The organism is Auritidibacter ignavus (assembly GCF_029853775.1).
Classification (GTDB): domain Bacteria; phylum Actinomycetota; class Actinomycetes; order Actinomycetales; family Micrococcaceae; genus Auritidibacter; species Auritidibacter ignavus.
The window spans coordinates 977,871-999,456 of the sequence record NZ_CP122564.1 but is presented as its reverse complement, the minus strand read 5'-3'; the positions used below and the strand labels follow the sequence as shown (position 1 = coordinate 999,456).

The following is a 21,586-nucleotide window of genomic DNA, read 5'->3' as shown; positions in this document are numbered from 1 at the left end:
CCTGCACTGTTCTCCATACCGGACAAACTCGGCTACAGTGAGAGAAGTATGTGCTTCGACCTGAGAACTCCAGAACAGGTCAAAAACAGCGTGCAAACAGCTCGTGACAGAACGTGAAGAGGAAGGCAGTGGTGTGGCCCTAGGCAGAGCGGGACACCTAGCGTTATGGGCGGTGTGTGCGCTAGCGCTGGCCGGTTGCGCCGACGGTGACGACGAGGCTGAACGTGCGCAGGCCACACCGTCTGACACTGCCAGTGCCAGTCAGTCACCGTCTGCTGAATCCGATTCAGACGCGTCGCTGCAGGCCATTCGTCACGCCCTGGGAGATCAGGCCGTGACGCTCGACGGGGACCAGGCTCGGCAGGCGCTGATTGAGGAAGAACGCGCGTTGGAAGAATACGAGATTTCGCCTGCTTCTTGCCAGACCACCTTTGACGAACAGCTGTTGGCCAACACCACCGCTACCTTAGGCGTGGTTACCGAACAAGACGCTGAGACCCTCTCCACGTCGGCGTCCATCATCGAATTTGAATCCGAAGCTGAGGCCGAAGACTATCTGACAGCTCGTCGCCAGGCTGCCAAGGAGTGTCCCACCTATCTCGTGGACCTCGACGAGGACATCGAAGCGGAGGTCACGACCGCGGTCAGCGATTTCTCCAACCCCGAGCTCGCCGGCGAGCAGGTCGAGGACGAACCCACCGAGGACCAAACCGCCACCGGTGGAGACGGAGGCGAATCGGTAGCACCGTCGCCCACCGCCGATCCCGCCCAGGTGGGTGAGGAACTTCAACAGCTGGCCACTGAATTCGATGAAACTCTGTTGATCAACAGCACGACCGTGGTTGATCTTGACGAAGCCCAAGACCAGGCAGATACTGCCGACGCCGTCGAAACGCCTCCCACACCGGCCGAGGAAATGCCCAGCGCCGCCCCGCAACTACAACCTCGGTTGGAAGCACAAACCACGACCACCACAGCCCTGGGACAAGAAAATCATCACGTACTGGTGGTCACGGTCGATCATCCTGTGGAACAGTCTCGTCTGGTGGAGATCTTGACTAAGATCGTAGATCAGCTGCCCGAAATCGCGACGGAGCAGGAGAACCATGCACCATAGCTCGGAACACAGGCCCCGGTTACAGCGCGCTACCTGGATTCTTGCGCTGACGATGGTTGGCATCTTGACGTTGTCCGGGTGCCGAGACGACTTTCAGCCCGAAGACGGTCCGTCGCCGACAGACACCGCTGAGGTTGCGATCACCGAGGACCAGATCGCCGAAACCCTGAACGAGGTGCTGGGACCCGGCGCCGAGGTGGTCGATGGGGAAGCCGCCATTGATTACGTGAATGTGCTGGGCACCACAGGTGAGTGCGTCAGCGGGGGAAGCGATGAAAGCCCCGTCCCTAAGCCTGACTTGCCCTCAGCCGAGGACGTCGTGGCGGTGACCGGGACACACGTCGATGCCTCCGAGCCCGGTAATTTTGATTTTCGGCAACTCGCGGTCATCGAGTTCGACGATGCCGATGAAGCCAAGCGGTACACCGACCAGGTCCGAGAATTCGCCAGCTCGTGCCAGAGAGCCCTTTTTGAGCCCCAAGGGAGCCCGGCCTTAGAACGCGAGATCACCTTCGAAGAACTCACCCATCACACTGACCAGGCGTTTGCGGTGTATCTGGAAGATTATGGCCAGGGTGAGTCCGCTGCGGGGGAGTCTGTCACCGATGAGGCATCCGAGGACGAGTCTGAATCTGCCACGGACGATGAAAACACCCCGGAACCCGAGCACACACTCAGCCCTGCGGGCCAGAGCTCGGAAGATCCCCCTGCAGCGGGCCCGCTCAGCGGTGACGATCAGGAAGTCCTCGGTCACGTGGGTACCTCTACGGTCTGGGTCCAGGACGGTAGCCGTCTCACCGTTGCTCTCAGCGTGCCACCGCGCGCCTACGCTGAGGAACTGAGTGCTATTGACCAGCTGGCCGAGGAACTCAAGGCCCCCGCTGACTAGACTCCGCTGGGGTAGACTTTCCCCAGATCTCAGAATGTCCTGACGCTCTCACCGTGATTGGAGCCGTGCTGTGCCCTTGCGCATGTCCCACCTGTTCTTGCGTACCTTGCGTGACGACCCGGCTGATGCCGAAGTCGCCAGCCACAAGCTACTCGTCCGGGCCGGTTTTATCCGCCGGGCTGCACCTGGTGGTTACACCTGGTTGCCGTTGGGTGTGCGCGTCAAGACTAAAGTCGAACAGATCATTCGCGACGAAATGAACGCCATTGGCGCTCAGGAAGTCTTCTTCCCAGCTTTGCTACCCAAAGAGCCGTATGAAGCGACCGGTCGCTGGGACGACTACGGCGACAATATCTTCCGGGTCAAAGACCGCAAGGACGCCGACTACCTGTTGGCTCCCACCCACGAAGAGCTGTTCACTCTGCTGGTTAAGGATCACTACGCCTCATATAAGGATCTGCCGGTCTACCTGTACCAGATCCAAACCAAATATCGCGACGAAGCTCGCCCGCGAGCTGGTCTCCTGCGGGTGCGAGAGTTCGTGATGAAAGATTCCTACTCCTTCACCATTGATGACGCTGGGCTCGATGAGGCCTATGAAGCCCACCGTGGCGCCTACTTTCGGATCTTCCAGCGACTCGGTCTGCCCGTCGTAGCAGTTCAAGCCACCGCCGGTGCCATGGGCGGTTCTCGGTCTGAGGAATTCCTGCACCCGTCCCCCATCGGTGAGGACACTTTTGTGGAATCCGACGGGGGCTACCGGGCCAACGTGGAAGCGGTAACTACCGTGGCTCCTGAGCCTGAAGACTACTCGGATGTACCGGCAGCTGAGGTGAAAGAGACCCCGGAGTCGACCACCATCGAGGCTCTGGTCGAGGTCGCTAATCATCTGGTGCCACGCGAGTCCGGTGCCTGGGACGCCTCCGATACACTGAAATGTGTGGTATTGGTTGCCATCGATGGTGATCAACGTCTACCCTTCGTCGTCGCTGTTCCTGGCGACCGCGATGTCGACGTCAAGCGTTTGGAATCCACGATTGCCGAGGCTCTTCCGCTCACTGGTGAACCTCAACTGGAACCGGCCACTGCAGATGATTTGGCAAAGAACCCCCATCTGGTGCCCGGATACATCGGCCCCGCCACCGTGGCAGGCGAGACCGTGACCCAGCTGTTGGGTGCAGAGGCACCCTCCGGGGTGCCGTTCTTCGTCGACCCCCGCATTGTCCCCGGGACCCGCTGGATTACTGGCGCTAATCAGACGCAGCACCACGTCTTCGACCTGGTCGCAGGACGCGACTTCACCTGGGACGCGGTCGTGGAAGCCACTGTGGTTCAAGATGGAGACGAGGCCCCGGATGGATCCGGACCATTACACACTCGTCGCGGTATGGAAATGGGCCACATTTTCCAGCTGGGTCGTAAATACACTGAAGCCCTGGACCTGAAAGTGCTGGACGAGAACGGCAAACAAGTTGTGGTCACGATGGGCTCTTATGGCATCGGTGTCACCCGCGCGGTGGCAGCGATCGCCGAAGCACACCACGATGACCGTGGCCTGATCTGGCCACTGAATGTTGCCCCCGCCCACGTCCATGTGGTGGCCACCGGCAAGGACCAAGACATCTTCGATACCGCCGAAAAACTCGTCGCCGACCTCGAAGCCTCAGGCATCGAGGTACTCTACGACGATCGCAAGAAAGTTTCGGCCGGCGTGAAATTCTCCGACTCTGAGTTGGTCGGTGTACCACTCATCCTGGTGGTCGGACGCGGTCTTGCCCAAGGCACGGTTGAGTTCAAAGACCGTCGTGACGACACCCGTCAGGACCTGCCGGTTGATCAAGCGGTTTCTGCTGTCGTCGACATCGTCGCGCAGGGGCTCTCGACGCGGTCGGACAACCAGAACAAGCAGTAAAGAGATCACTCTCTCGCCTTCGAGAGTAACTACCGGTCGGTCCTGTGCCCCTGTGCCCCCTAGGCGGTGAGTTCGGCCAGCTCCGATAGCTTCTGTTCGAACACCATTGATTCCCAGAGCCCGGCCTCAGCAAGTTGTTCCTGAGCCGGGGTGCTGGCCTTCTCCCAGGCGCGCGCCCACTGCGCTTTGAGGCTTTCCGCCGGCTCGTGCAGGACTGTCATCGTCGGCGAGGAGTCTTCCCGTAGCTGTTGGTCAACTACCTCTGGGTGTTCTGGGTAAGCCACGCATTCAGTTGGTAGACCGGCGGTCATCGCCATACTGGAAGATTCGGCAGTTAAATCAAGATCAATCACCGCGTTAGTCCAGTCTTGTTGCTCATCCTCCGTAGGGGCGCTCACAGGTCCCTCGACGCGGGCGGAGAGAAATTCTGTCAGACGAGCGAGTGCCCGGTGCTCTCGGCCGAGGTCTTGGACTTGCTCGACCCAATCACCGTCGCATTCTTCACTGGTCACGGTGGAAGCGGTGTCCCACAGAGCACGATAGTCCTCCGGTTTTTCGCCTTGCTCGGCGAGACGCTGGTACTCCTCCACGATTTCGGTGGCATCCCGCGGTGGCGCAAACAGCGGGAAAGAGAATGGCCCGGGCGCGAAGAGGCTACGAATGCCCCACCATCCCAGAATCAGGATCACCAAGGTGGCTGCCACGGTGAGGGGGATTACCACGTAACGCCAACGAGACGATTGTGTCGGTGCGGAGGATTTCACAGCTCAGATTCTTCCACGTTTACCACTCAACTGTGCGTATTGCTGTCCCAGAGGGCTAAGGTTTAAGATTGCGCACGATATTGAGCGCGCCACAGACGACACCACAGATAACAACCGACAACCTTTCGGAGGTCCATCCCTGATGGCATCACGGTTCTTTCCTCGCACCCATGCTGAGTCCTCGGAAGACGTTTCAGAAAAAACGGTCGAGATGCGAAGCCCACTTGAACAGCTGATCGCCACGGCGCTGACCGATCAACAGGTCTGGGTGGAAGATGTGGAGGTCACCGGGACCCCGGGGTCCAAAGTTCTCACTGTTGTGATTGATGCTTGGACCGGCGCCGAGGGTCTTAGCCTGGATGAGATCGCTACGTCCTCGCAAGTAGTCTCAGACGCTTTGGACGCCCATACCGGCCCGTTGCCGGAGATCGGTGACGACGCTTACCAGCTGGAAGTTTCCACTCCCGGGGTGGGGCGACCGCTGGTGCGTCCCCACCACTGGCAGCGCAATCTCGGTCGCACGGTGGAAGCCGAGTTAACAGGCCAGCCGGGTCGGCAACGCGCGCGTATCGATGATGTGGACGACACCGGAGTCGAACTGACTTTGATCATTCCGGGCGCCAAGAAAGGTATGCCGGAGAAGGTGGGGGAGCGTGCTCACTACTCATTCGACGACATTACCGATGCTCAGGTGCAGGTAAAGTTAAAACAGGCCTAGGCATGCTGGTGGTCTGTGGGACGTCGCATCCCAGGCACGAGATAAGTGAATGATCGAGAAGACCGGAGGCAGAGATGGACATCGATATAAGCGCACTGCGGATGTTGGAGAAGGAACGCGGTATTCCGCTTGAACAGCTGGTGCCAACTATCGAACAGGCCCTCTATCTGGCCTATCAGAAGTCTCCGGGGGCGATCTCGAAATCCCGTGCTGAAATTGATCTGAAGACCGGCAAGGTGACGATCTGGGCCACCGAGTTCGATGAAAACAACAACGCCATCGGGGAATTTGACGACACCCCCAATGACTTTGGTCGCGTCGCGGCCTCAACTGCCCGCCAGGTCATCCTGCAACGGTTGCGCGATGCAGAAGACACCCAAATTTTAGGTGAGTTCAAAAACAAACAAGACCAGCTGGTATCCGGCGTCATCCAACAGGGTAAAAACCCCCATATGATTCAGGTCGATCTCGGGTCGATTGAAGCAGTGTTGCCGCCAGCAGAACAGGTTCCCGGGGAAGAGTACGTGCACGGCAAACGCCTACGGTGCTATGTTGTTTCGGTCACCCGTGGTACCAAAGGACCGTCGGTGACGGTTTCGCGCTCGCATCCGCAGCTGGTGGCCAAGCTGTTTGAGCTAGAAGTTCCCGAAATCGCTGACGGGTCAGTAGAGATCGTTGCTCTTGCTCGTGAAGCCGGGCACCGCTCCAAGATAGCAGTGCGGGCCAAGCAGGCCGGGTTGAACGCTAAAGGCGCGTGCATTGGTGAACTCGGCTCGCGCGTCAGAGCGGTCATGACCGAACTGAACGACGAAAAAATCGACATCATTGACGCCTCAGAGGAACCAGCCAAGTTCGTTGCGAACGCGCTGAGCCCCGCCAAGGTTTCCTCGGTGCCGATGGTTGATGAAGCCACCCGCTCAGCACGTGTGATCGTTCCGGATTACCAACTGTCTTTAGCTATTGGCAAAGAAGGACAAAATGCTCGTCTGGCGGCCAAATTGACTGGATGGCGCATTGATATTATGGGGGAGTCGGGAACCACTGACCCCTTGGCGGTGACCCCGGACTAGAAACCGGCGACAAAATATTTTCAAAACCGCTAAACTATAGTATGTCTTTTTGTGCTCCATGAGATGGGAGAACCATGGGTTCACGTCTTCCGGTGCGAACGTGCATCGGATGCCGAGCACAACAAGAGACTCCTAACCTGGTGCGTTGCGCCTGCGACATGACCGCGGATACCCGATCCGTGGTGGTGGACTGGCAACGAAAACTCCCGGGACGTGGGGCGTGGATACACCCCAACACACAGTGCGTGCGACGTGCTGTAAAATCCGGTGCTTTTCACCGCGCTTTTCGGACTCGCGTCAATGCCGAGTCACTGCGTGCGGTCGAAGCGGAGTTTTCCAAGGTGCTGGGTGAACTAAACCAAGGACAAGAAAGCGGGTCGAAGATCTGATGGATACCCGGTGAGCACACGATGAGTGCCCAACCATGACCAAAAAGACATGCTCACACAGCATGCTACGACATCAAACTGTCGTGGCGTGCCCAAGATTAGAGCCCCACACAACGATGGTACGAATCCGGACGCGCTGAGCATCCGCCCGCCGCCGCGATTCGTCCAGAACAGGAGAGTCGTGGCGAAACTACGCGTCCACGAAGTTGCCAAGCAACTTGGGATCACCTCGAAAGAGGCCCTTGCCAAATTGGAAGACATGGGGGAGTTCGTCTCCTCCGCATCCTCAACCATTGAACCCCCAGTCGTGAAACGGCTGAAGGCCGAATTCAAAGACGACGCTTCGTCCGAAGACAAGCCTAAGCCTGCCCAGAAGCCCGCGCCCAAAAAGCCGGCCGCCAAGCCATCTGCTCCGGCGAAGAAGCCGGCCACCAAGCCAGGCCAGAAGAAGACCACCACTGCGGGACCGAGCACTGAGCCGACCGCGCAGAAGTCAAAGGAGCAGGCACCCCAGGCTCCTGAGGATCCCAAGCCCTCCCAATCCAAACCGAAGCCGGCCGCGCCGACTCCGCGTCCTGGGGCAGCCCCCAAACCCGGAAAGCCGGGGGGTTCCGGGAAGAAACCGGCACCGCGTCCGGGCAATAATCCGTTTAGCCCGAAGGGTGCCGCCACCCCGCGCCCCGCACCGCGTACGGCACCTCGGCCCGGAGCGCCGCGTCCGGGCAATAACCCCTTCGCACCCCAGCAAGGAATGCGGTCTTCCGAAGAACGTCCGGGTGGGCCACGTCCCCGTCCTCGTGGCGGAGCTGCCCCCAAGCCCGGTATGCCCCGTGGTAATAAACCGCGGTCTGCACCCAAGCCAAGTCGCCAGGATTCGCCGGCGCCGAAGCCGTCGAATTTGCGTCCCTCACCGGCGATGATGCCCGGACACATTGATCGTCCGGCCCCGCCGAGTCAACACAAGGGCCCGGGACATCCGGGGGGCCGTCGTTCTGGTGGCGGCGGTGGCCGTCGTCCAGGCGGTCACGGCAACGCTCAGGGCGCATTCGGTCGAGGAGGCCGGGCAGGACGTCGTCGGGCGAAGAAGCGTCAAAAGCGTCAAGAAGTAGAGCAACAAGCACCAGTGATCGGTGGTGTCAAAGTCCCCAAAGGCGATGGCAACACCGTTATTCGGCTACGTCGTGGCTCTTCCATTGCCGATTTGGCCGAGAAAATTGGTGCAGACCCGGCAGCACTGGTGACCGTGATGTTCCACCTAGGCGAGATGGCGACCGCCAACCAGTCTCTGGACGAGGACACCTTCGGTGTACTCGGTGACGAACTGGGGTACAAGGTCCAGATCGTCTCGCCCGAGGACGAAGACAAGGAAATCCTCGAGTCCTTTGACATCAATCTAGAAGCGGAAGAGGCCGCAGAAGATGAGGAGGACCAGGATCCTCGTCCGCCGGTGGTGACCGTGATGGGTCACGTCGACCACGGTAAGACTCGGCTACTGGATGCCATCCGTTCCTCGAGGGTTCGGGAAGGTGAAGCCGGTGGTATTACTCAGCACATTGGTGCGTACCAGATCGATGTGGAGCTTGAAGGCGACCAGCGTGCCATCACCTTCATCGATACCCCGGGTCACGAGGCGTTTACGGCCATGCGTGCTCGCGGTGCTGAAGTCACCGACATCGCCGTGCTCGTCGTCGCCGCTGACGACGGTGTGATGCCGCAAACCGTTGAAGCGCTCAACCACGCTCAGGCAGCTGATGTGCCCATTGTGGTGGCCATCAACAAGGTGGATAAGCCCGAGGCCAACCCAGACCGGATCCGTGGTGAGCTGTCGGAGTACGGGCTGGTGCCCGAGGAATATGGTGGCGAAACCATGTTCGTTGAGGTTTCGGCGTTGCAGAAGATGGGTATCGACCAGCTACTCGAAGCTGTGTTGCTGACCGCAGATGCGACTCTGGAGCTCAAGGCAAACCCGGATAAGGACGCCCGCGGTGTGGCTATTGAAGCCAACCTGGATAAGGGCCGCGGTGCGGTGGCCACCGTCCTGGTTGAGTCCGGTACCTTGCGGGTGGGAGACAACATGGTTTGCGGTGACGCCTACGGGCGTGTGCGTGCGATGTTTGGCGATGACGGTCAGAACGTCTCCGAAGCCAAGCCGTCGACTCCGGTCCAGGTGTTGGGCTTGTCGAACGTGCCACGGGCCGGTGACAACTTTTTGGTTACCGACGAAGAGCGCACCGCCCGTCAAATCGCTGAGAAGCGCGAAGCTGCCAAGCGTAACGCCCAGTTGGCACGTCGTCGCAAGCGGATCACCTTGGAAGAATTCGACCAGGCGGTCGCCGAGGGCAAGTTGGATACCTTGAACCTGATCATCAAGTCCGACGCCTCCGGTCCAGTGGAAGCGCTGGAAGATTCGTTGATGAAGATCGACGTGGGTGGCGAAGACGAGGTCCAGTTGCGAGTGATCCACCGCGGCGTGGGTGCGATTACCCAGAACGACGTCAACCTGGCCACCGTCGACAACGCGATCATCATTGGTTTCAACGTTCGCCCTGCCGAGCGGGTGACCGAACTGGCCGATGCCGAAGGCGTGGATATGCGCTTTTACACGGTCATTTACGACGCGATTGATGATATTGAAAATGCTTTGCGCGGTATGCTCAAGCCCGAGTACGAAGAAGTCGTGCTGGGTCGTGCCGAGGTTCGCGAGATCTTCCGTTCCTCCAAGGCCGGTACCATTGCCGGTTCTCTGGTGCAGTCCGGTGTGATTAAGCGCAACGCATCGGCACGCTTGGTCCGCGACGGTGCGGTGGTCACCGACAATATCAGTATCGAGTCGTTGCGCCGGTTCACCGATGACGTGACCGAGGTTCGTGACGGCTACGAATGCGGTATCGGCCTGGGCAAGTTCAACGACATCAAGGTCGATGACGTGATTGAAAACTACGAAATGCAGGAAAAGCCACGGAGCTAGTCCTGTCGATCTCCTCCCCGACCCGGCGACTGTCATCGCACAATGGCAGTGGCCGGGCCGGAGGGGGATCCCTAGACAACACAGCATGAGAGAGGTTGTCGCCGATGGCAAATAACAACCGTCCGGCACGTTTGGCTCAGCGGATCAAAGTCATTCTGGCTGAAGCCCTGCAAAAAACTGTGAAAGATGATCGCGTGGAAAACGTGACCATTACTGACGCCAAAGTCACCAATGACCTGCAACAAGCCACGGTCTACTACACCGTTTACGGCGACGAGGACACGGTCGCTGCCGGTCACGCGGCGATGACCGAACACCGGGGCATGCTACGCCGAGAAATGGGTCGAGGACTCAACATCCGTTTGGTCCCGACCCTGGAATTGGTGCCGGATACGGTGCCGGAGGCCGCAGCACACCTGGAAGATATCCTGCGTGCTGCGCGCGCTCGTGATGAAGAACTGGCCGCTAACCGAGACGAGTCGCAGTACGCTGGCGAGGCGAATCCGTACCGCACGTCGGACCACCACCGGTTAGGAGACTGACGGGTGGTGAGCTTCTCCACCTCCGCTTCCAACACCTCCCAGGCCCCGGGACGAAGCGTCTCGGGTCTGGTGCTGGTGGACAAACCGACCGGCTGGACCTCTCATGATGTGGTGGCCAAGCTACGCAAACTCGCTGGGACGCGGAAAGTCGGTCACGCAGGAACCTTGGACCCGATGGCTACAGGCTTACTGGTCGTGGGGTTCAATAAAGCCACCCGCCTTTTGACCCACATCACCGGTACGAACAAGACCTATGCGGCAACCATCCGGCTCGGAGTCAATACCACGACCGATGATGCTGACGGTGAGGTCATTCAACGCAGATACGCCAACGCGGTCACTCGAGACCGTCTTGAACTCGCCATCGCAGAACTTAAGGGGGAGATCGATCAGATCCCTTCGGCAGTGTCTGCCATCAAGGTTGGTGGCAAACGAGCCTATCAGCGCGTGCGTGACGGTGAAAAGGTCGAGCTACCGGCACGTCGGGTCACCGTATCTCGGTTCAAGGTCACCGGAGTTCATCGTCTCGACGAGGGAAAGATCCTTGATATCGAGGTCGCTATAGATTGCTCTTCGGGTACCTATATCCGGGCTCTCGCCAGAGATTTGGGCGAGTCTTTGAACACTGGCGGGCACCTGATCACGCTGCGCCGCACCCGGGTGGGGCCCTTTACTATCGATAAGGCCCACACCATAGAACAGCTGGGAAGTCGGTTTGACTACTGTGAGCTATCACAGGCCTGTTCCGAGCTGTTCCCGGTCCGTGAAGTCTGCGACCGCGAGGCGGAAGCGCTGAGTTTCGGGCGACTGATTAGCCCCAATGACGACGACCGATGCTACGCAGCCCGCCATGGTGGCGACACCGTGATCGCGCTGATCGAAAACGCCCGCACCAAAACCGGTTACGGGGCCAAGCCTCAGGTAGTGTTCGTCACCGATTATCGCATCCACACAGAAGGTGAGGCCTGATGGTCCTAGACGCTTGGTTCTGGGTAGCGACAGCGATCTGTCTGGGCTCCCTAGCGATCTGTGTTGTGATGACAATAATCCGCACGTTCCCGGATGATTTGTCGATCCTCTCGGTCGGCGCCGTCGAAATTTTCTTGGTCATTTACGGCATTTATGCGGCGATCTCACCGGTGGAGATCCAAGGTCCACTCTGGGAATTCTGGGGCTATCTCGTGGTCGCCCTTATACTGCCAGTGGTGGCCTTTTTCTGGGCCATTACCGATAAGTCACGATGGTCTAACCTGGTGCTGGGAGCCATGGGCCCCACCGTTTTGGTGATGATTCATCGCATGCAGGTCATCTGGCACGCATGGTATGGAGATTGATGCACGTGGATTCAATTGCAAACACAGTCGGGAACCGTTCAACGGCCCTCAAACCGCCCCGATGGGACCGCCGTCATAAAGGGATCGGTCGTTTGATCGTCGCTGTCTACGGTGTGTTTGCCTTCTCTGCCATGGCCCGTGCCAGCTACCAGATCATCACCAAGTTCGACGAAGCCCCGATCTCTTATGCGTTGTCAGGTTTTTCCGCACTGGTCTATGTCGTGGCGACCATTGCTCTGGCGATTCCCGGCAAAAAAGCCTGGATCGTGGCTATGGTGGCAGTAACCGTGGAACTGGTGGGCGTGATCGGCGTGGGGATTTGGTCCTACGCACAGCCGGAACTATTTCAACATGCTTCGATCTGGAGCCACTTCGGTGAGGGTTACGGCTATATTCCGTTGATCCTGCCTTTCGTGGGGCTGTTCTGGCTGGTCAAGCACGCACCGAAAAACGCAGACTCGCACCAGGCTGACACCGTCCAGACCACTGAGGCGGTAGTCTCAGCACAACGGCGATAGGGGGGGGCGCTCAAATAGTGGAGGCTTGGCAAGGACTGGCAGCGGTGCCGGCCGAACAACCGCCCTCGGCGGTGACCATGGGCAACTTCGACGGGGTACACCGGGGTCACCAAGAGGTGCTCACAGCAACCGTTGACACCGCCCGTGACCGCGGACTCCAAGCGGTGGTGCTGACCTTTGATCCGCACCCCAGACTGGTGCACCATCCCGAAGAACCCCTGGTGCCCATTGTTTCGTTGCCGCAACGGCTGAACCTGATTCAACGTGCCGGTGCCGACGCCACGTGCGTGGTGCACTACACGCTGAACTTCGCGAGCCAATCGCCAGAGGAATACGTGCGCACCACCCTGGTCGAAACCTTTAACGCCCAGGTTGTCGTGGTGGGATCCGATTGTCGCTTCGGCAAGGCTAACGCCGGTGATATCACGACGTTGCGAGAGCTCGGGGAGACGTACGGATTTGAGGTGGTAGAAGTCCCCGAAGTCGGCACTGACTCGCGGTGGTCCTCCACCAGTGTCCGCCAGGCCCTGTCCGAAGGCAGAGTTGCCGACGCCGCCACCATCCTGGGGCGACCGCATGAAGTCTGTGGCGAAGTTGTTCACGGCGAAGCACGCGGCCGCGAACTGGGTTTTCCCACCGCCAACCTCAGCGATGAGGCACAGGGTATGATTCCAGCCGATGGCGTCTACGCGGGATGGTTTATTGATCAAGATCACCACCGCTGGCCCACCGCGATCTCCGTGGGTTCGAACCCGACTTTTGAAGGGGTCCAACGGACCGTGGAAGCCCACATCATGAACCGGCCCGAAGAAGAGCGCGTAGAAGACTTCGACCTGTACGGACAAATCGTCACCGTGGAATTCGTCGCCCGGCTTCGGGGCATGGTCGCCTTCGAAGGTGTGGAGAAGCTCATCGCCCAAATGGGTCAGGACGTGGCTCAAGCCCAAGCTGTTTTGGAAGGCCGGTCCCTAGCCGTTGATGCCGTCGATGGCTGATACACCGTCTCGCCCGCAGTCAGCGCCACGCATCGACACCAACAGCAGACACGCCTTCGGTACCTCCTACCATTCCACCAGCGCCCAGACCTACCACTCGGTGCGACCCGGATATTTCCCAGAGATCATTGATTTTCTCCTGGAGGAGCAGGACCAGCCCTTACAGGTTTCTGCCTCAGCTCTTGACCTCGGTGCCGGAACCGGGCTGTTCACCCAGGTGCTGGTCGACTATGGTTTCACCGTCACCGCTGTGGAACCGGCCGAGTCGATGGCAGCGTTTCTCTCCCAACGACTACCCCAGGCGCAGGTGTTGCAACTCAGCGTCGAAGACCTGGACCACCGGGTCCGTCATGACCCGGACCTCGCTCGACGGCTCGGCGATCAAACACTGATCGTGGCCGCCCAGTCATGGCACTGGTTCGACCCGGACCAACTTTGTACGATGGCAGCGTCCCTGTTGAAACCCACCGGCGTACTGGGTATCGTCCACCACCAGCTGGATACCTCCATTCCCTGGGTCCACCGCTTGACCCGGATCATGCACGCCGGAGATGTTCACCCGGTTGAGCTCAGCCCTGCACTGGTCCCGCCGTTTCGTCCCGCTGAAGGGCGATGGTGGCACTGGAACGACGTCTTAGGACCACAAGAACTTCACCAGCTGATGCAGACCCGATCCTTTTATATGCGCACCACCGACACACAGCGCCAACGTATGCACCACAACCTCGACTGGTACCTGCATCAGCATCTGGGCTACCGGCCTGAGGAGTCTATCGCCGTCCCGTATGTGACCAGCGCTTGGCGCACCCAAGTACACCGGAGATCGCCTGCTAGCGACTGACCACAGCACGTACTATAGTCGTGATGTCGATCAACCCGGATACCAACAGGATCAGTGCATGACACACGCCAGTAACTCCTCGGAACACGCCTCGGAGACTGCTCAACCAGCCGCGGAGACCTCAACGCGAACCCCCAGATTCTCCCTGAAACAGCTTTGGACCGACGTCTTTGGACGCACCAGTATCCGGGCAGCCCAAATCCTGCTGATCGGTATTGTCGCCATCGCGGTGATCTTCGCGATGCTCCAGCTGACCCTGATCGTCATTCCGACCTTGCTAGCCCTGATTATCGCCTGCGCGCTGTGGCCACTGGTGCGACTCTGTCGCACGGTGATGAATAGCATGCTGGCCGCCTGGTCCGTGTTCTTAGGCTCGTTGCTAGTGCTCGGCGGTGTCGGAACCGCTTTGGTGTTCTCGGTGATGAGCGAGTGGGAAACCCTGGTCGATCAGGCCATCAACGGTTTCAATCAGTTGCGTGCCTGGGCTGATGAGCTGCTTGGCGATGCCGATCTTCAACTCCAACAGGAACAGGTCGATAGCCTGCTGAACTCCATTCAGAGCTTCTTAACCTCCCCACAATTCGGCACCGGTGCCGTCAACACGATCAGTGCGGCCGGAAGTTTTGTCACCGGGCTGGTGCTATTCCTGGTGATCCTGTTCTTCTTCCTGAAAGACGGGGACCGGATTTGGGCCTTCTTCGTCTCCTGGACGCCCGAGCACTTCCGCGATAAGTGGATCGCCTCCGGTGACCGCGCCCAGCGGACATTCGGCGGATACATCCGTGGCACCGCGATCGTGGCGGCCGTGGACGCCGTTGGCATTACCATCGCGCTGTTGATCTTGCAGGTTCCACTGGCCATCCCGCTGGGGGTGGTGGTCTTCCTGGGCTCGTTCATCCCCATGGTTGGTGCTACGCTGGCGGGCATTTTGGCCACCCTGATTGCCCTGGTCGCCAACGGCCCGGTGGTGGCGATCATCGTGTTGGCCGCGGTTATTCTGGTCAACCAGCTCGAAGGCAACTTCCTGCAACCGGTAGTGATGTCGCAGACTCTGAAACTGCACGCATTGATTATCTTGATGGCCCTGACCGGTGGTACGGTGCTGGCCGGTATTATTGGCGCAATTCTAGCGGTTCCTCTGGTGGCGGTGATTTGGGCAGTCATCAAGGTCTGGACCGGACGTGACGGAGAAAATGACAAAGTCGACCAGGCCCAGCATCAGATCCGCCGCGTCGCCGAAGAAAATAAGGAACGCGAGCGACAGGCGAAAAAAGAGCGCAAGAAAGAGCATGACAAGCGCAAAGCCGCCAAGGACGCTGAAGCGGTGAACAAAGAGGATTCACTCATTTAATAAGTAGCCACGGCAACGGGGTGGCTCCGCTGGACACCGTAGCCCGCCCTCAGATCCAGTCTGGCCCGTCAGCTTCTGGCGTCAATAGCCAAGAGTAGACCCACGCGCGGATGTGTGGTTATTCAGGGGGCACACACCATCGAACCATCACCACGGCTGTTTACTCCCGCCTACGTGCTGACCATTGGCGTTCAGCTGTTCGTCTCTTTGGTTTTCATCTCGTTGATGACCTTCATGGCGGTCTATGCGATTCGCATGTTCGCCGTTGAGGAGACCGCTGCCGGCTTCGCAGCGGGCGCCTACGTCCTGGGAGCAGCGCTGGCCCGGCTGGCCTTCGGGAAATACATTGACGTGATCGGTAGACGGCGCGTGCTGATAGTGGGACTGATCGTCTTTGGAGCCTGCTCGGGGCTCTACTTGCTGGCGATAAACTACCCCCTACTGATTACGGTGCGACTGATCCACGGGCTGGCCTTCGGCCTGATTAATACCGCCATTACAGCCGTGGCGATTTCGTTGATTCCCGCCCACCGTCTCGCGGAAGGAATCGGCTACTTTGGGATTTCGGGGACCATCGCCAATGGGATTGGTCCGTTGCTCGCGGTGCCGATGAGCCTGTCGGTTGACCCGGTGTGGATGTTTACTTATACCGGGGCGTTGTCGGTCTTGTCGTTGGTCGCGGTCTTGATCCTGAAGATCCCCGAACCGCAGATCTCAGCCACCGAGCGAGAGACGTTGCGCGGTGTCGGGTTCGATACCATCGTCGACCTGGATGCGTTACCTGTTGCCGGGGTGGTGTTGTTGTGCGGACTTGGATACTCGGTGGTGATGACCTATCTGACACCGTTTATGATCTCCACCGGTGAACCGGCCAGCGCCTCGATCTTCTTCGCAGTGTTCTCCGTGGCGATGTTGCTGGTCCGGCTCTTTGCGGGGCGCTTACAAGACCGGCGTGGTGAAAACTCGGTCATACCAGCTCTGTTGCTGTGTTTTGCGGCAGGCTTAGGACTCCTTGCCCTCACCCAAGACCTCTGGGCCGTAGTGCTCGCCGGGACTCTGGTCGGATGCGGATTTGGCGGTGCTGTGCCTTGTTTGCAAGTGGTCGGAGTCCAACGGGCCACACCAGAACGCGTCTCCATGGCCACCTCAACCCACTTTCTCGCGCTGGACTCCGGGGTGGCGCTCGCTCCAGTGTTGCTGGGATCGTTGATTACCTACTCGGGGTATCGTCTGCTGTATGCAACCGGCGTCGGTCTGATGCTGGCCAGCCTGGGGATCTATTGGTTCGTGCACGGCCGGTACCACCGTGGCAGGATACCGCGTGGGGGAATGTAACACAAACCTGTTAGACTGATTCCGGTGCTTGCTGCGGTCCGCGGTGGCGGGCACTGGCTGGCAACCCACGGGTTGGCAGTGTTGTCCTTGAACGCGGCACACTCCAAGGAGTTTTTATCATGGCATTAGCCCCTGAAGTTAAACAGCAGATCATCCAAGAATACGCGACTCACGAAGGTGACACCGGTTCTCCTGAAGTTCAGGTTGCCGTGCTGACCCGTCGTATCTCGGATCTGACTGAGCACTTGAAAGAGCACAAGCACGACCACCACACTCGCCGTGGCCTGATGGCTCTGGTGGGTCGGCGTCGTCGCATGTTGCAGTACCTGCAGAAAGTCGACATTGAGCGCTACCGCTCCTTGATCGAGCGACTGGGACTGCGTAAGTGATCTATCTGACCGAAGGCGGCGAACTTGGGATCAAGTCGCCGCTTTCGTTGTGTCAGGCCACAGTAGGCCGATGCTGATAAGTCAATAACCCTGAAACTCCACTGATAGGTCAGCCACGTTCGTGTGCGGTCCTCGACAGTGGCTTTCGGAACCGCGGTGTCCTACCGGTATCGTACCGGTAGGTTATCCCACAGCATCCGAGGGCTTCGATCGAAGACCGACTGGGGTAGGCCTTGAGGTGGAAAACCACGAAAGGAGACCCATGGAGGGTCCTGAAATTAAGTTTTCCGAAGCCGTGATTGACAACGGCGCCTACGGCAAGCGCACGGTGCGCTTTGAAACCGGCCGGTTGGCCCAGCAGGCTGCTGGGTCGGCCATGGTCTACATCGATGATGAAACCTCGATGCTCTCGGCCACCGCGGTGGGCAATAGCCCGCGCGAAGGTTTCGACTTCTTCCCGCTGACCGTCGACGTCGAGGAACGCCAATACGCCAAGGGCGAGATCCCCGGCTCGTTTTTCCGTCGTGAGGGTCGTCCCTCCACCGATGCGATTCTGACCTGCCGTCTAATTGACCGCCCGTTGCGACCGGCCTTTAAGAAGGGCATCCGCAACGAGGTCCAGGTCGTGGTCACCGTGACCTCCATCGCCCCCGATGAGCTCTACGACACCGTGGCCATCAACGCCGCCTCGATGTCCACCAGTCTGTCCGGCATGCCCTTCTCCGGCCCGATCGGTGGCGTGCGTATGGCGCTGATGGACAACGGCTCCGGGGAGCGCCAGTGGATTGCCTTCCCGAAGCACTCCCAACTGGACGACGCCGTGTTCAACATGGCTGTCGCCGGTCGTCTGGTCGATGACGACGTTGCGATCATGATGGTCGAAGCCGAAGCCACCGACCACGTGTGGAAATTGGTCAAAGAACAGGGCGCTCAGGCCCCCACCGAAGAGGTCGTCGCTGACGGTCTGGAAGCTGCCAAACCCTTCATCCGCGCCCTGTGTGAGGCGCAGGCCGACCTGCGCGAACGGGCTCAGAAGGATCCCGTTGACGTGCCGCTGTTCATTGACTACCAAGAAGACGCCTACCAAGCTGTGGAGAAACTGGCCTCCACGCGATTGGGTGAGATCTACATCATTGCCGATAAGCACGAGCGTGAGTCGGCCGACAACGCTTACCGCGAGGAAGTCGTGGAAGAACTGGCCGGTGAAGGCCGCGAGTTCGAAGAGCGTGCCGATGAAATCGCTAAGGCCTACGGTGCAGTCACCAAACAGGTAGTACGCCAGCGGATCCTGAAGGACCAGGTCCGGATCGACGGTCGTGGTCTGACCGACATCCGCAAGCTGACTGCCGAGGTGGAGGTCCTGCCACGCGTGCACGGCTCGGCCATCTTCGAACGTGGCGAAACCCAGATTATGGGCGTAACGACCCTGAATATGCTCAAGATGGAGCAACAGATTGACTCGCTGAACCCGGTCACCAATAAGCGCTACATCCACCACTACAACTTCCCGCCCTACTCCACCGGTGAAACCGGCCGTGTGGGTTCGCCCAAGCGTCGCGAGATTGGGCACGGCGCCCTGGCCGAACGCGCTCTGGTGCCGGTCATCCCTTCCCGCGAAGAGTTCCCCTATGCGATCCGTCAGGTCTCCGAGGCACTGGGCTCCAACGGCTCGACCTCTATGGGCTCGGTGTGTGCCTCGACCCTGGCGTTGTACAACGCCGGCGTGCCACTGAAAGCTCCCGTGGCCGGTATCGCCATGGGGCTGGTCTCCGACACCGTCGACGGTGAAACGCGCTATGCTGCCCTGACCGACATCCTCGGCGCTGAAGATGCGTTCGGTGACATGGACTTCAAGGTTGCCGGTACCTCCGAGTTCGTTACCGCCATCCAGCTGGACACCAAGCTGGACGGTATTCCCGCCTCGGTGCTGGCTGCCGCCCTGACCCAGGCTCGCGAGGCGCGGTTGCACATCCTGTCGGTGATCGCCTCGGCCATCGACGGCCCCGACGAGATGAGTCCCTACGCTCCGCGGATCCTCACCGTACAGATCCCGGTCGATAAGATCGGTGAGGTCATCGGGCCGAAGGGCAAGATGATCAACACCATCCAGGAAGACACCGGCGCTGAAATCAGTATCGAAGATGACGGTACGGTGCTGATCGGTGCCACCGAGGGTGCTGCCGCAGAAGCGGCCCGGGGTGCGATCAACAGCATCGCTAACCCGCAGGTTCCGGAGGTCGGGGAACGCTACCTGGGTACGGTCGTGAAGACCACCAGCTTCGGCGCGTTCATCTCGCTGACCCCCGGTAAGGACGGTCTGCTACACATCTCCGAGTTGCGCAAGCTCAACGACGGCAAGCGTGTCGCAGATGTTGAAGACGTCGTAGGTGTTGGCCAAAAGATTCAGGTCGAAATCACCAAAGTCGATGACCGTGGCAAGCTGTCACTGATCCCGGTTACCGAAGAGTCCGATGAGGACTAAGTCCCGGCTTTGACTGACACGATGACGGCCCCGCACTCGATATGGGTGGGGGCCGTTGTCGCGCACGGACTAGATGAGGACGAATCCCCGATGATCGTAGCCGGCGAACAACTTGGCCACCGGTTCCAGGTGGTGAACTGGGATAACGCACACGTCGACTGGTGCACTTCGACGTGGTGGTGTTGGGTTCAACCTGGGACTACAGTGACCGACGAGAGGACTTCCTCGCCTGGTCGGATCACGTTAGCCAGGCCAGCACCCTGGCCAATCCGACCGAGATGATCCGGTGGACGACGGGGTGGCTATGATCCCCAGTACAGTGATCGAGCCCGGGGAAACACTCGGTGGCCATCCGCAGTCTGCCGTGGTGATTAAACCTGCCATTGGCGCGGGGAGTCGGTACGTCTCACGGTTCCACCACACCAGCCCTTGAGTCGGTAGCCACCGAGGGAGAATGGCTACTGGTATTCATCATTGGAGAATTTAGCCACGTTGCCAATAAGCGGGTCAGCATTCCCGAAACGGGAGCGATCATCGGCACGCTCTTTGCCGGGGAAACCAACACGCCGTGGCAGGCTACCGCAGATCAGGTGCGCTTGGGGCAGGATGCTATCGCGAGCGTCACTGATCGGTGGGGCACCATCCCGACCTATGCCCGGGTGGATGCAGTCATCGATGACGCCGGATTCTACCGGGTGCTCGAACTTGAACTGCCGGCTGGAGTCAGGCACTAAACTACCCAGCATGGCCACCATCGATATTGACCCGCAGTACTCCGGTGTGATTTATAACGGTGGGGGAGGTAACCTCGTTGAACGCACCGTACTGGAGAACGGTGTGCGTATCCTGACCGAAGTGATGCCTGGACAAAAAGCCGTTTCCATCGGATTTTGGATCGGGGTGGGCTCGCGGGATGAACAGCCATCAGGATACGGGTCAACCCACTTTCTTGAGCACCTGCTGTTCAAGGGCAGCGCGAATTACACCGGGTGGGATATTTCCGAAGCTTTCGACCGGGTCGGTGGAGATGTCAATGCTGCGACCGCGAAAGAGTCCACCTGTTACCACGCCCGGGTGATCAACACCAACCTCGCGATGGCGGTAGACATTCTCACAGATATGGTGACCGCACCACTGCTCGAGTCAGAGCAGATGGATACCGAGCGCGGAGTCATCCTCGAAGAACTCGCCGTCGACAGCGACGACCCGGCTTATGTGGTCCACGAATCCCTGGCCGAACAGGTCTTGCCCGGACACCCGCTCGGCCGGTCCATCGGTGGCACCCCCGAGGTGATCAACTCCATCAGTCGCGAGGACATGGTAAGCCACTACAACCGGTGGTACCGCCCCGAGCAACTCGTGATTACCGCAGCCGGAGGGCTTGACCACAAAGAACTGGTGCAAACGGTTTCTGCCGCACTGAGCCGTAGTGGATGGATGAGTCCGGAAAGCAACCTGATCCAGACCCCGGCACCGCGTCGCGACCACCACGCTGAATTCCCGGTCATGAACACCGAACGCCTCACGCTTACCCGTCCAGTAGAACAAACCGCGGTGATGGTCGGTGGCCGGGGCCTGAATACCGTGGATCCACGCCGGTTCGCGATGACGGTGATGAACGTCATTCTCGGTGGTGGGATGACCTCTCGGTTGTTCCAAGAAATCCGAGAACGGCGTGGCCTGGCCTACTCGACCTATTCTTTTGCTGCCAGCTACTCTGATCTGGGCTACTTCGGAATGTATGCCGGATGCCATCCAGCTAAAGCCGACGAGGTCATTGAGGTCATGAGCACAGAACTCGACACGCTCGCGCAGAAAGGCGTCACCGCCGATGAGCTCGAACGAGCCCACGGTCAAATCGCAGGAAACGTGGTGTTGGGACTAGAAAACACCGAAGCACGGATGTCACGACTCGGACGCGCCGAACTCGTCACGGGTCAATACACGTAGTGCCTCATGTCAAACTGAGCGC

The 21,586-nt window shown here is 59.4% G+C and carries 20 protein-coding genes; 19 read left to right on the top strand and 1 reads right to left on the bottom strand.

Annotated features, from left to right (window positions below; genetic code table 11):
* The first annotated feature begins 103 nt into the window (after window positions 1-103).
* The 3 genes from QDX22_RS04410 to QDX22_RS04400 all read left to right on the top strand — a co-directional run bounded on the left by QDX22_RS04410 (window position 104) and on the right by QDX22_RS04400 (window position 3,918).
* Window positions 104-1,117, top strand: coding sequence for a hypothetical protein (locus QDX22_RS04410; protein WP_279718068.1), 1,014 nt, complete (start codon window positions 104-106; stop codon window positions 1,115-1,117).
* Complete coding sequence (locus QDX22_RS04405; RefSeq protein WP_279718067.1) at window positions 1,107-2,006, top strand: hypothetical protein; 900 nt, start codon at window positions 1,107-1,109, stop codon at window positions 2,004-2,006. Before QDX22_RS04410 ends, QDX22_RS04405 begins: the two co-directional genes overlap by 11 nt.
* 70 nt (window positions 2,007-2,076) lie before the next feature.
* Complete coding sequence (locus QDX22_RS04400) at window positions 2,077-3,918, top strand: proline--tRNA ligase (RefSeq protein ID WP_279718066.1); 1,842 nt, start codon at window positions 2,077-2,079, stop codon at window positions 3,916-3,918.
* 59 nt (window positions 3,919-3,977) lie between these two features.
* Here QDX22_RS04400 and QDX22_RS04395 read toward each other — a convergent pair whose 3' ends face one another.
* On the bottom strand, window positions 3,978-4,682 hold the full coding sequence (locus tag QDX22_RS04395; protein ID WP_279718065.1) for a hypothetical protein: 705 nt from the start codon (window positions 4,680-4,682) through the stop codon (window positions 3,978-3,980).
* Window positions 4,683-4,893: 211 nt separating this feature from the next.
* Here QDX22_RS04395 and QDX22_RS04390 point away from each other — a divergent pair, with 211 nt between their 5' ends.
* From QDX22_RS04390 to QDX22_RS04315, 16 genes are all read left to right on the top strand, one after another.
* Window positions 4,894-5,400 carry a ribosome maturation factor RimP gene (locus QDX22_RS04390; protein WP_279723934.1) on the top strand — a complete coding sequence of 169 codons (507 nt, stop codon included), beginning with the start codon at window positions 4,894-4,896 and terminating at the stop codon, window positions 5,398-5,400.
* A gap of 74 nt (window positions 5,401-5,474) precedes the next feature.
* Complete coding sequence (gene nusA, locus QDX22_RS04385; protein ID WP_279718063.1) at window positions 5,475-6,470, top strand: transcription termination factor NusA; 996 nt, start codon at window positions 5,475-5,477, stop codon at window positions 6,468-6,470.
* A gap of 74 nt (window positions 6,471-6,544) precedes the next feature.
* Window positions 6,545-6,859, top strand: coding sequence for a YlxR family protein (locus QDX22_RS04380; protein ID WP_279718062.1), 315 nt, complete (start codon window positions 6,545-6,547; stop codon window positions 6,857-6,859).
* A gap of 181 nt (window positions 6,860-7,040) precedes the next feature.
* Complete coding sequence (infB, locus tag QDX22_RS04375) at window positions 7,041-9,827, top strand: translation initiation factor IF-2 (protein ID WP_279718061.1); 2,787 nt, start codon at window positions 7,041-7,043, stop codon at window positions 9,825-9,827.
* Window positions 9,828-9,931: 104 nt separating this feature from the next.
* Window positions 9,932-10,369 (top strand): 30S ribosome-binding factor RbfA, encoded by a 438-nt coding sequence (rbfA, locus tag QDX22_RS04370; protein WP_279674082.1) that lies wholly within the window; start codon window positions 9,932-9,934, stop codon window positions 10,367-10,369.
* Window positions 10,370-10,375: 6 nt separating this feature from the next.
* Window positions 10,376-11,338, top strand: coding sequence for a tRNA pseudouridine(55) synthase TruB (gene truB / locus QDX22_RS04365; protein WP_279718060.1), 963 nt, complete (start codon window positions 10,376-10,378; stop codon window positions 11,336-11,338).
* Entirely contained in the window at window positions 11,338-11,703 is a 366-nt protein-coding gene (locus QDX22_RS04360; RefSeq protein ID WP_110101641.1) for a hypothetical protein, read from the top strand. The genes truB and QDX22_RS04360 overlap by 1 nt, the downstream gene beginning before the upstream one ends.
* A 5-nt stretch (window positions 11,704-11,708) precedes the next feature.
* Window positions 11,709-12,221 (top strand): hypothetical protein, encoded by a 513-nt coding sequence (locus QDX22_RS04355; RefSeq protein WP_341849186.1) that lies wholly within the window; start codon window positions 11,709-11,711, stop codon window positions 12,219-12,221.
* Between the two features lie 17 nt (window positions 12,222-12,238).
* Window positions 12,239-13,216, top strand: coding sequence for a bifunctional riboflavin kinase/FAD synthetase (locus tag QDX22_RS04350; RefSeq protein ID WP_279674080.1), 978 nt, complete (start codon window positions 12,239-12,241; stop codon window positions 13,214-13,216).
* On the top strand, window positions 13,209-14,057 hold the full coding sequence (locus QDX22_RS04345) for a class I SAM-dependent methyltransferase (protein WP_279718059.1): 849 nt from the start codon (window positions 13,209-13,211) through the stop codon (window positions 14,055-14,057). The genes QDX22_RS04350 and QDX22_RS04345 overlap by 8 nt, the downstream gene beginning before the upstream one ends.
* Window positions 14,058-14,115: 58 nt before the next feature.
* Window positions 14,116-15,408, top strand: coding sequence for an AI-2E family transporter (locus QDX22_RS04340; RefSeq protein WP_279718058.1), 1,293 nt, complete (start codon window positions 14,116-14,118; stop codon window positions 15,406-15,408).
* Between the two features lie 114 nt (window positions 15,409-15,522).
* The gene (locus QDX22_RS04335) at window positions 15,523-16,743 is read left to right on the top strand and encodes an MFS transporter (RefSeq protein WP_279718057.1); all 1,221 of its coding nucleotides are present in this window, start codon (window positions 15,523-15,525) and stop codon (window positions 16,741-16,743) included.
* A gap of 119 nt (window positions 16,744-16,862) precedes the next feature.
* Window positions 16,863-17,132, top strand: a complete 270-nt coding sequence (gene rpsO, locus QDX22_RS04330; RefSeq protein WP_110098700.1) for a 30S ribosomal protein S15 — start codon at window positions 16,863-16,865, stop codon at window positions 17,130-17,132.
* A gap of 262 nt (window positions 17,133-17,394) precedes the next feature.
* On the top strand, window positions 17,395-19,614 hold the full coding sequence (locus QDX22_RS04325) for a polyribonucleotide nucleotidyltransferase (protein WP_279718056.1): 2,220 nt from the start codon (window positions 17,395-17,397) through the stop codon (window positions 19,612-19,614).
* A 383-nt stretch (window positions 19,615-19,997) separates the two neighbouring features.
* A complete protein-coding gene (locus QDX22_RS04320) occupies window positions 19,998-20,348 on the top strand; it encodes a hypothetical protein (protein ID WP_279718055.1) in 351 nt (116 codons plus the stop codon).
* A gap of 10 nt (window positions 20,349-20,358) precedes the next feature.
* The gene (locus tag QDX22_RS04315) at window positions 20,359-21,564 is read left to right on the top strand and encodes a M16 family metallopeptidase (RefSeq protein ID WP_279718054.1); all 1,206 of its coding nucleotides are present in this window, start codon (window positions 20,359-20,361) and stop codon (window positions 21,562-21,564) included.
* The last annotated feature ends 22 nt before the right edge of the window (window positions 21,565-21,586 follow it).

Coding starts and splice junctions, on each gene's coding strand:
- rpsO (WP_110098700.1), top strand. CDS start 16,863: ATGGCATTAGCCCCTGAAGTTAAACAGCAGATCATCCAAGAATACGCG.
- rbfA (WP_279674082.1), top strand. CDS start 9,932: ATGGCAAATAACAACCGTCCGGCACGTTTGGCTCAGCGGATCAAAGTC.
- QDX22_RS04380 (WP_279718062.1), top strand. CDS start 6,545: ATGGGTTCACGTCTTCCGGTGCGAACGTGCATCGGATGCCGAGCACAA.
- nusA (WP_279718063.1), top strand. CDS start 5,475: ATGGACATCGATATAAGCGCACTGCGGATGTTGGAGAAGGAACGCGGT.
- QDX22_RS04340 (WP_279718058.1), top strand. CDS start 14,116: ATGACACACGCCAGTAACTCCTCGGAACACGCCTCGGAGACTGCTCAA.
- QDX22_RS04390 (WP_279723934.1), top strand. CDS start 4,894: ATGCGAAGCCCACTTGAACAGCTGATCGCCACGGCGCTGACCGATCAA.
- QDX22_RS04360 (WP_110101641.1), top strand. CDS start 11,338: ATGGTCCTAGACGCTTGGTTCTGGGTAGCGACAGCGATCTGTCTGGGC.
- QDX22_RS04345 (WP_279718059.1), top strand. CDS start 13,209: ATGGCTGATACACCGTCTCGCCCGCAGTCAGCGCCACGCATCGACACC.
- QDX22_RS04325 (WP_279718056.1), top strand. CDS start 17,395: ATGGAGGGTCCTGAAATTAAGTTTTCCGAAGCCGTGATTGACAACGGC.
- QDX22_RS04405 (WP_279718067.1), top strand. CDS start 1,107: ATGCACCATAGCTCGGAACACAGGCCCCGGTTACAGCGCGCTACCTGG.
- QDX22_RS04315 (WP_279718054.1), top strand. CDS start 20,359: ATGGCCACCATCGATATTGACCCGCAGTACTCCGGTGTGATTTATAAC.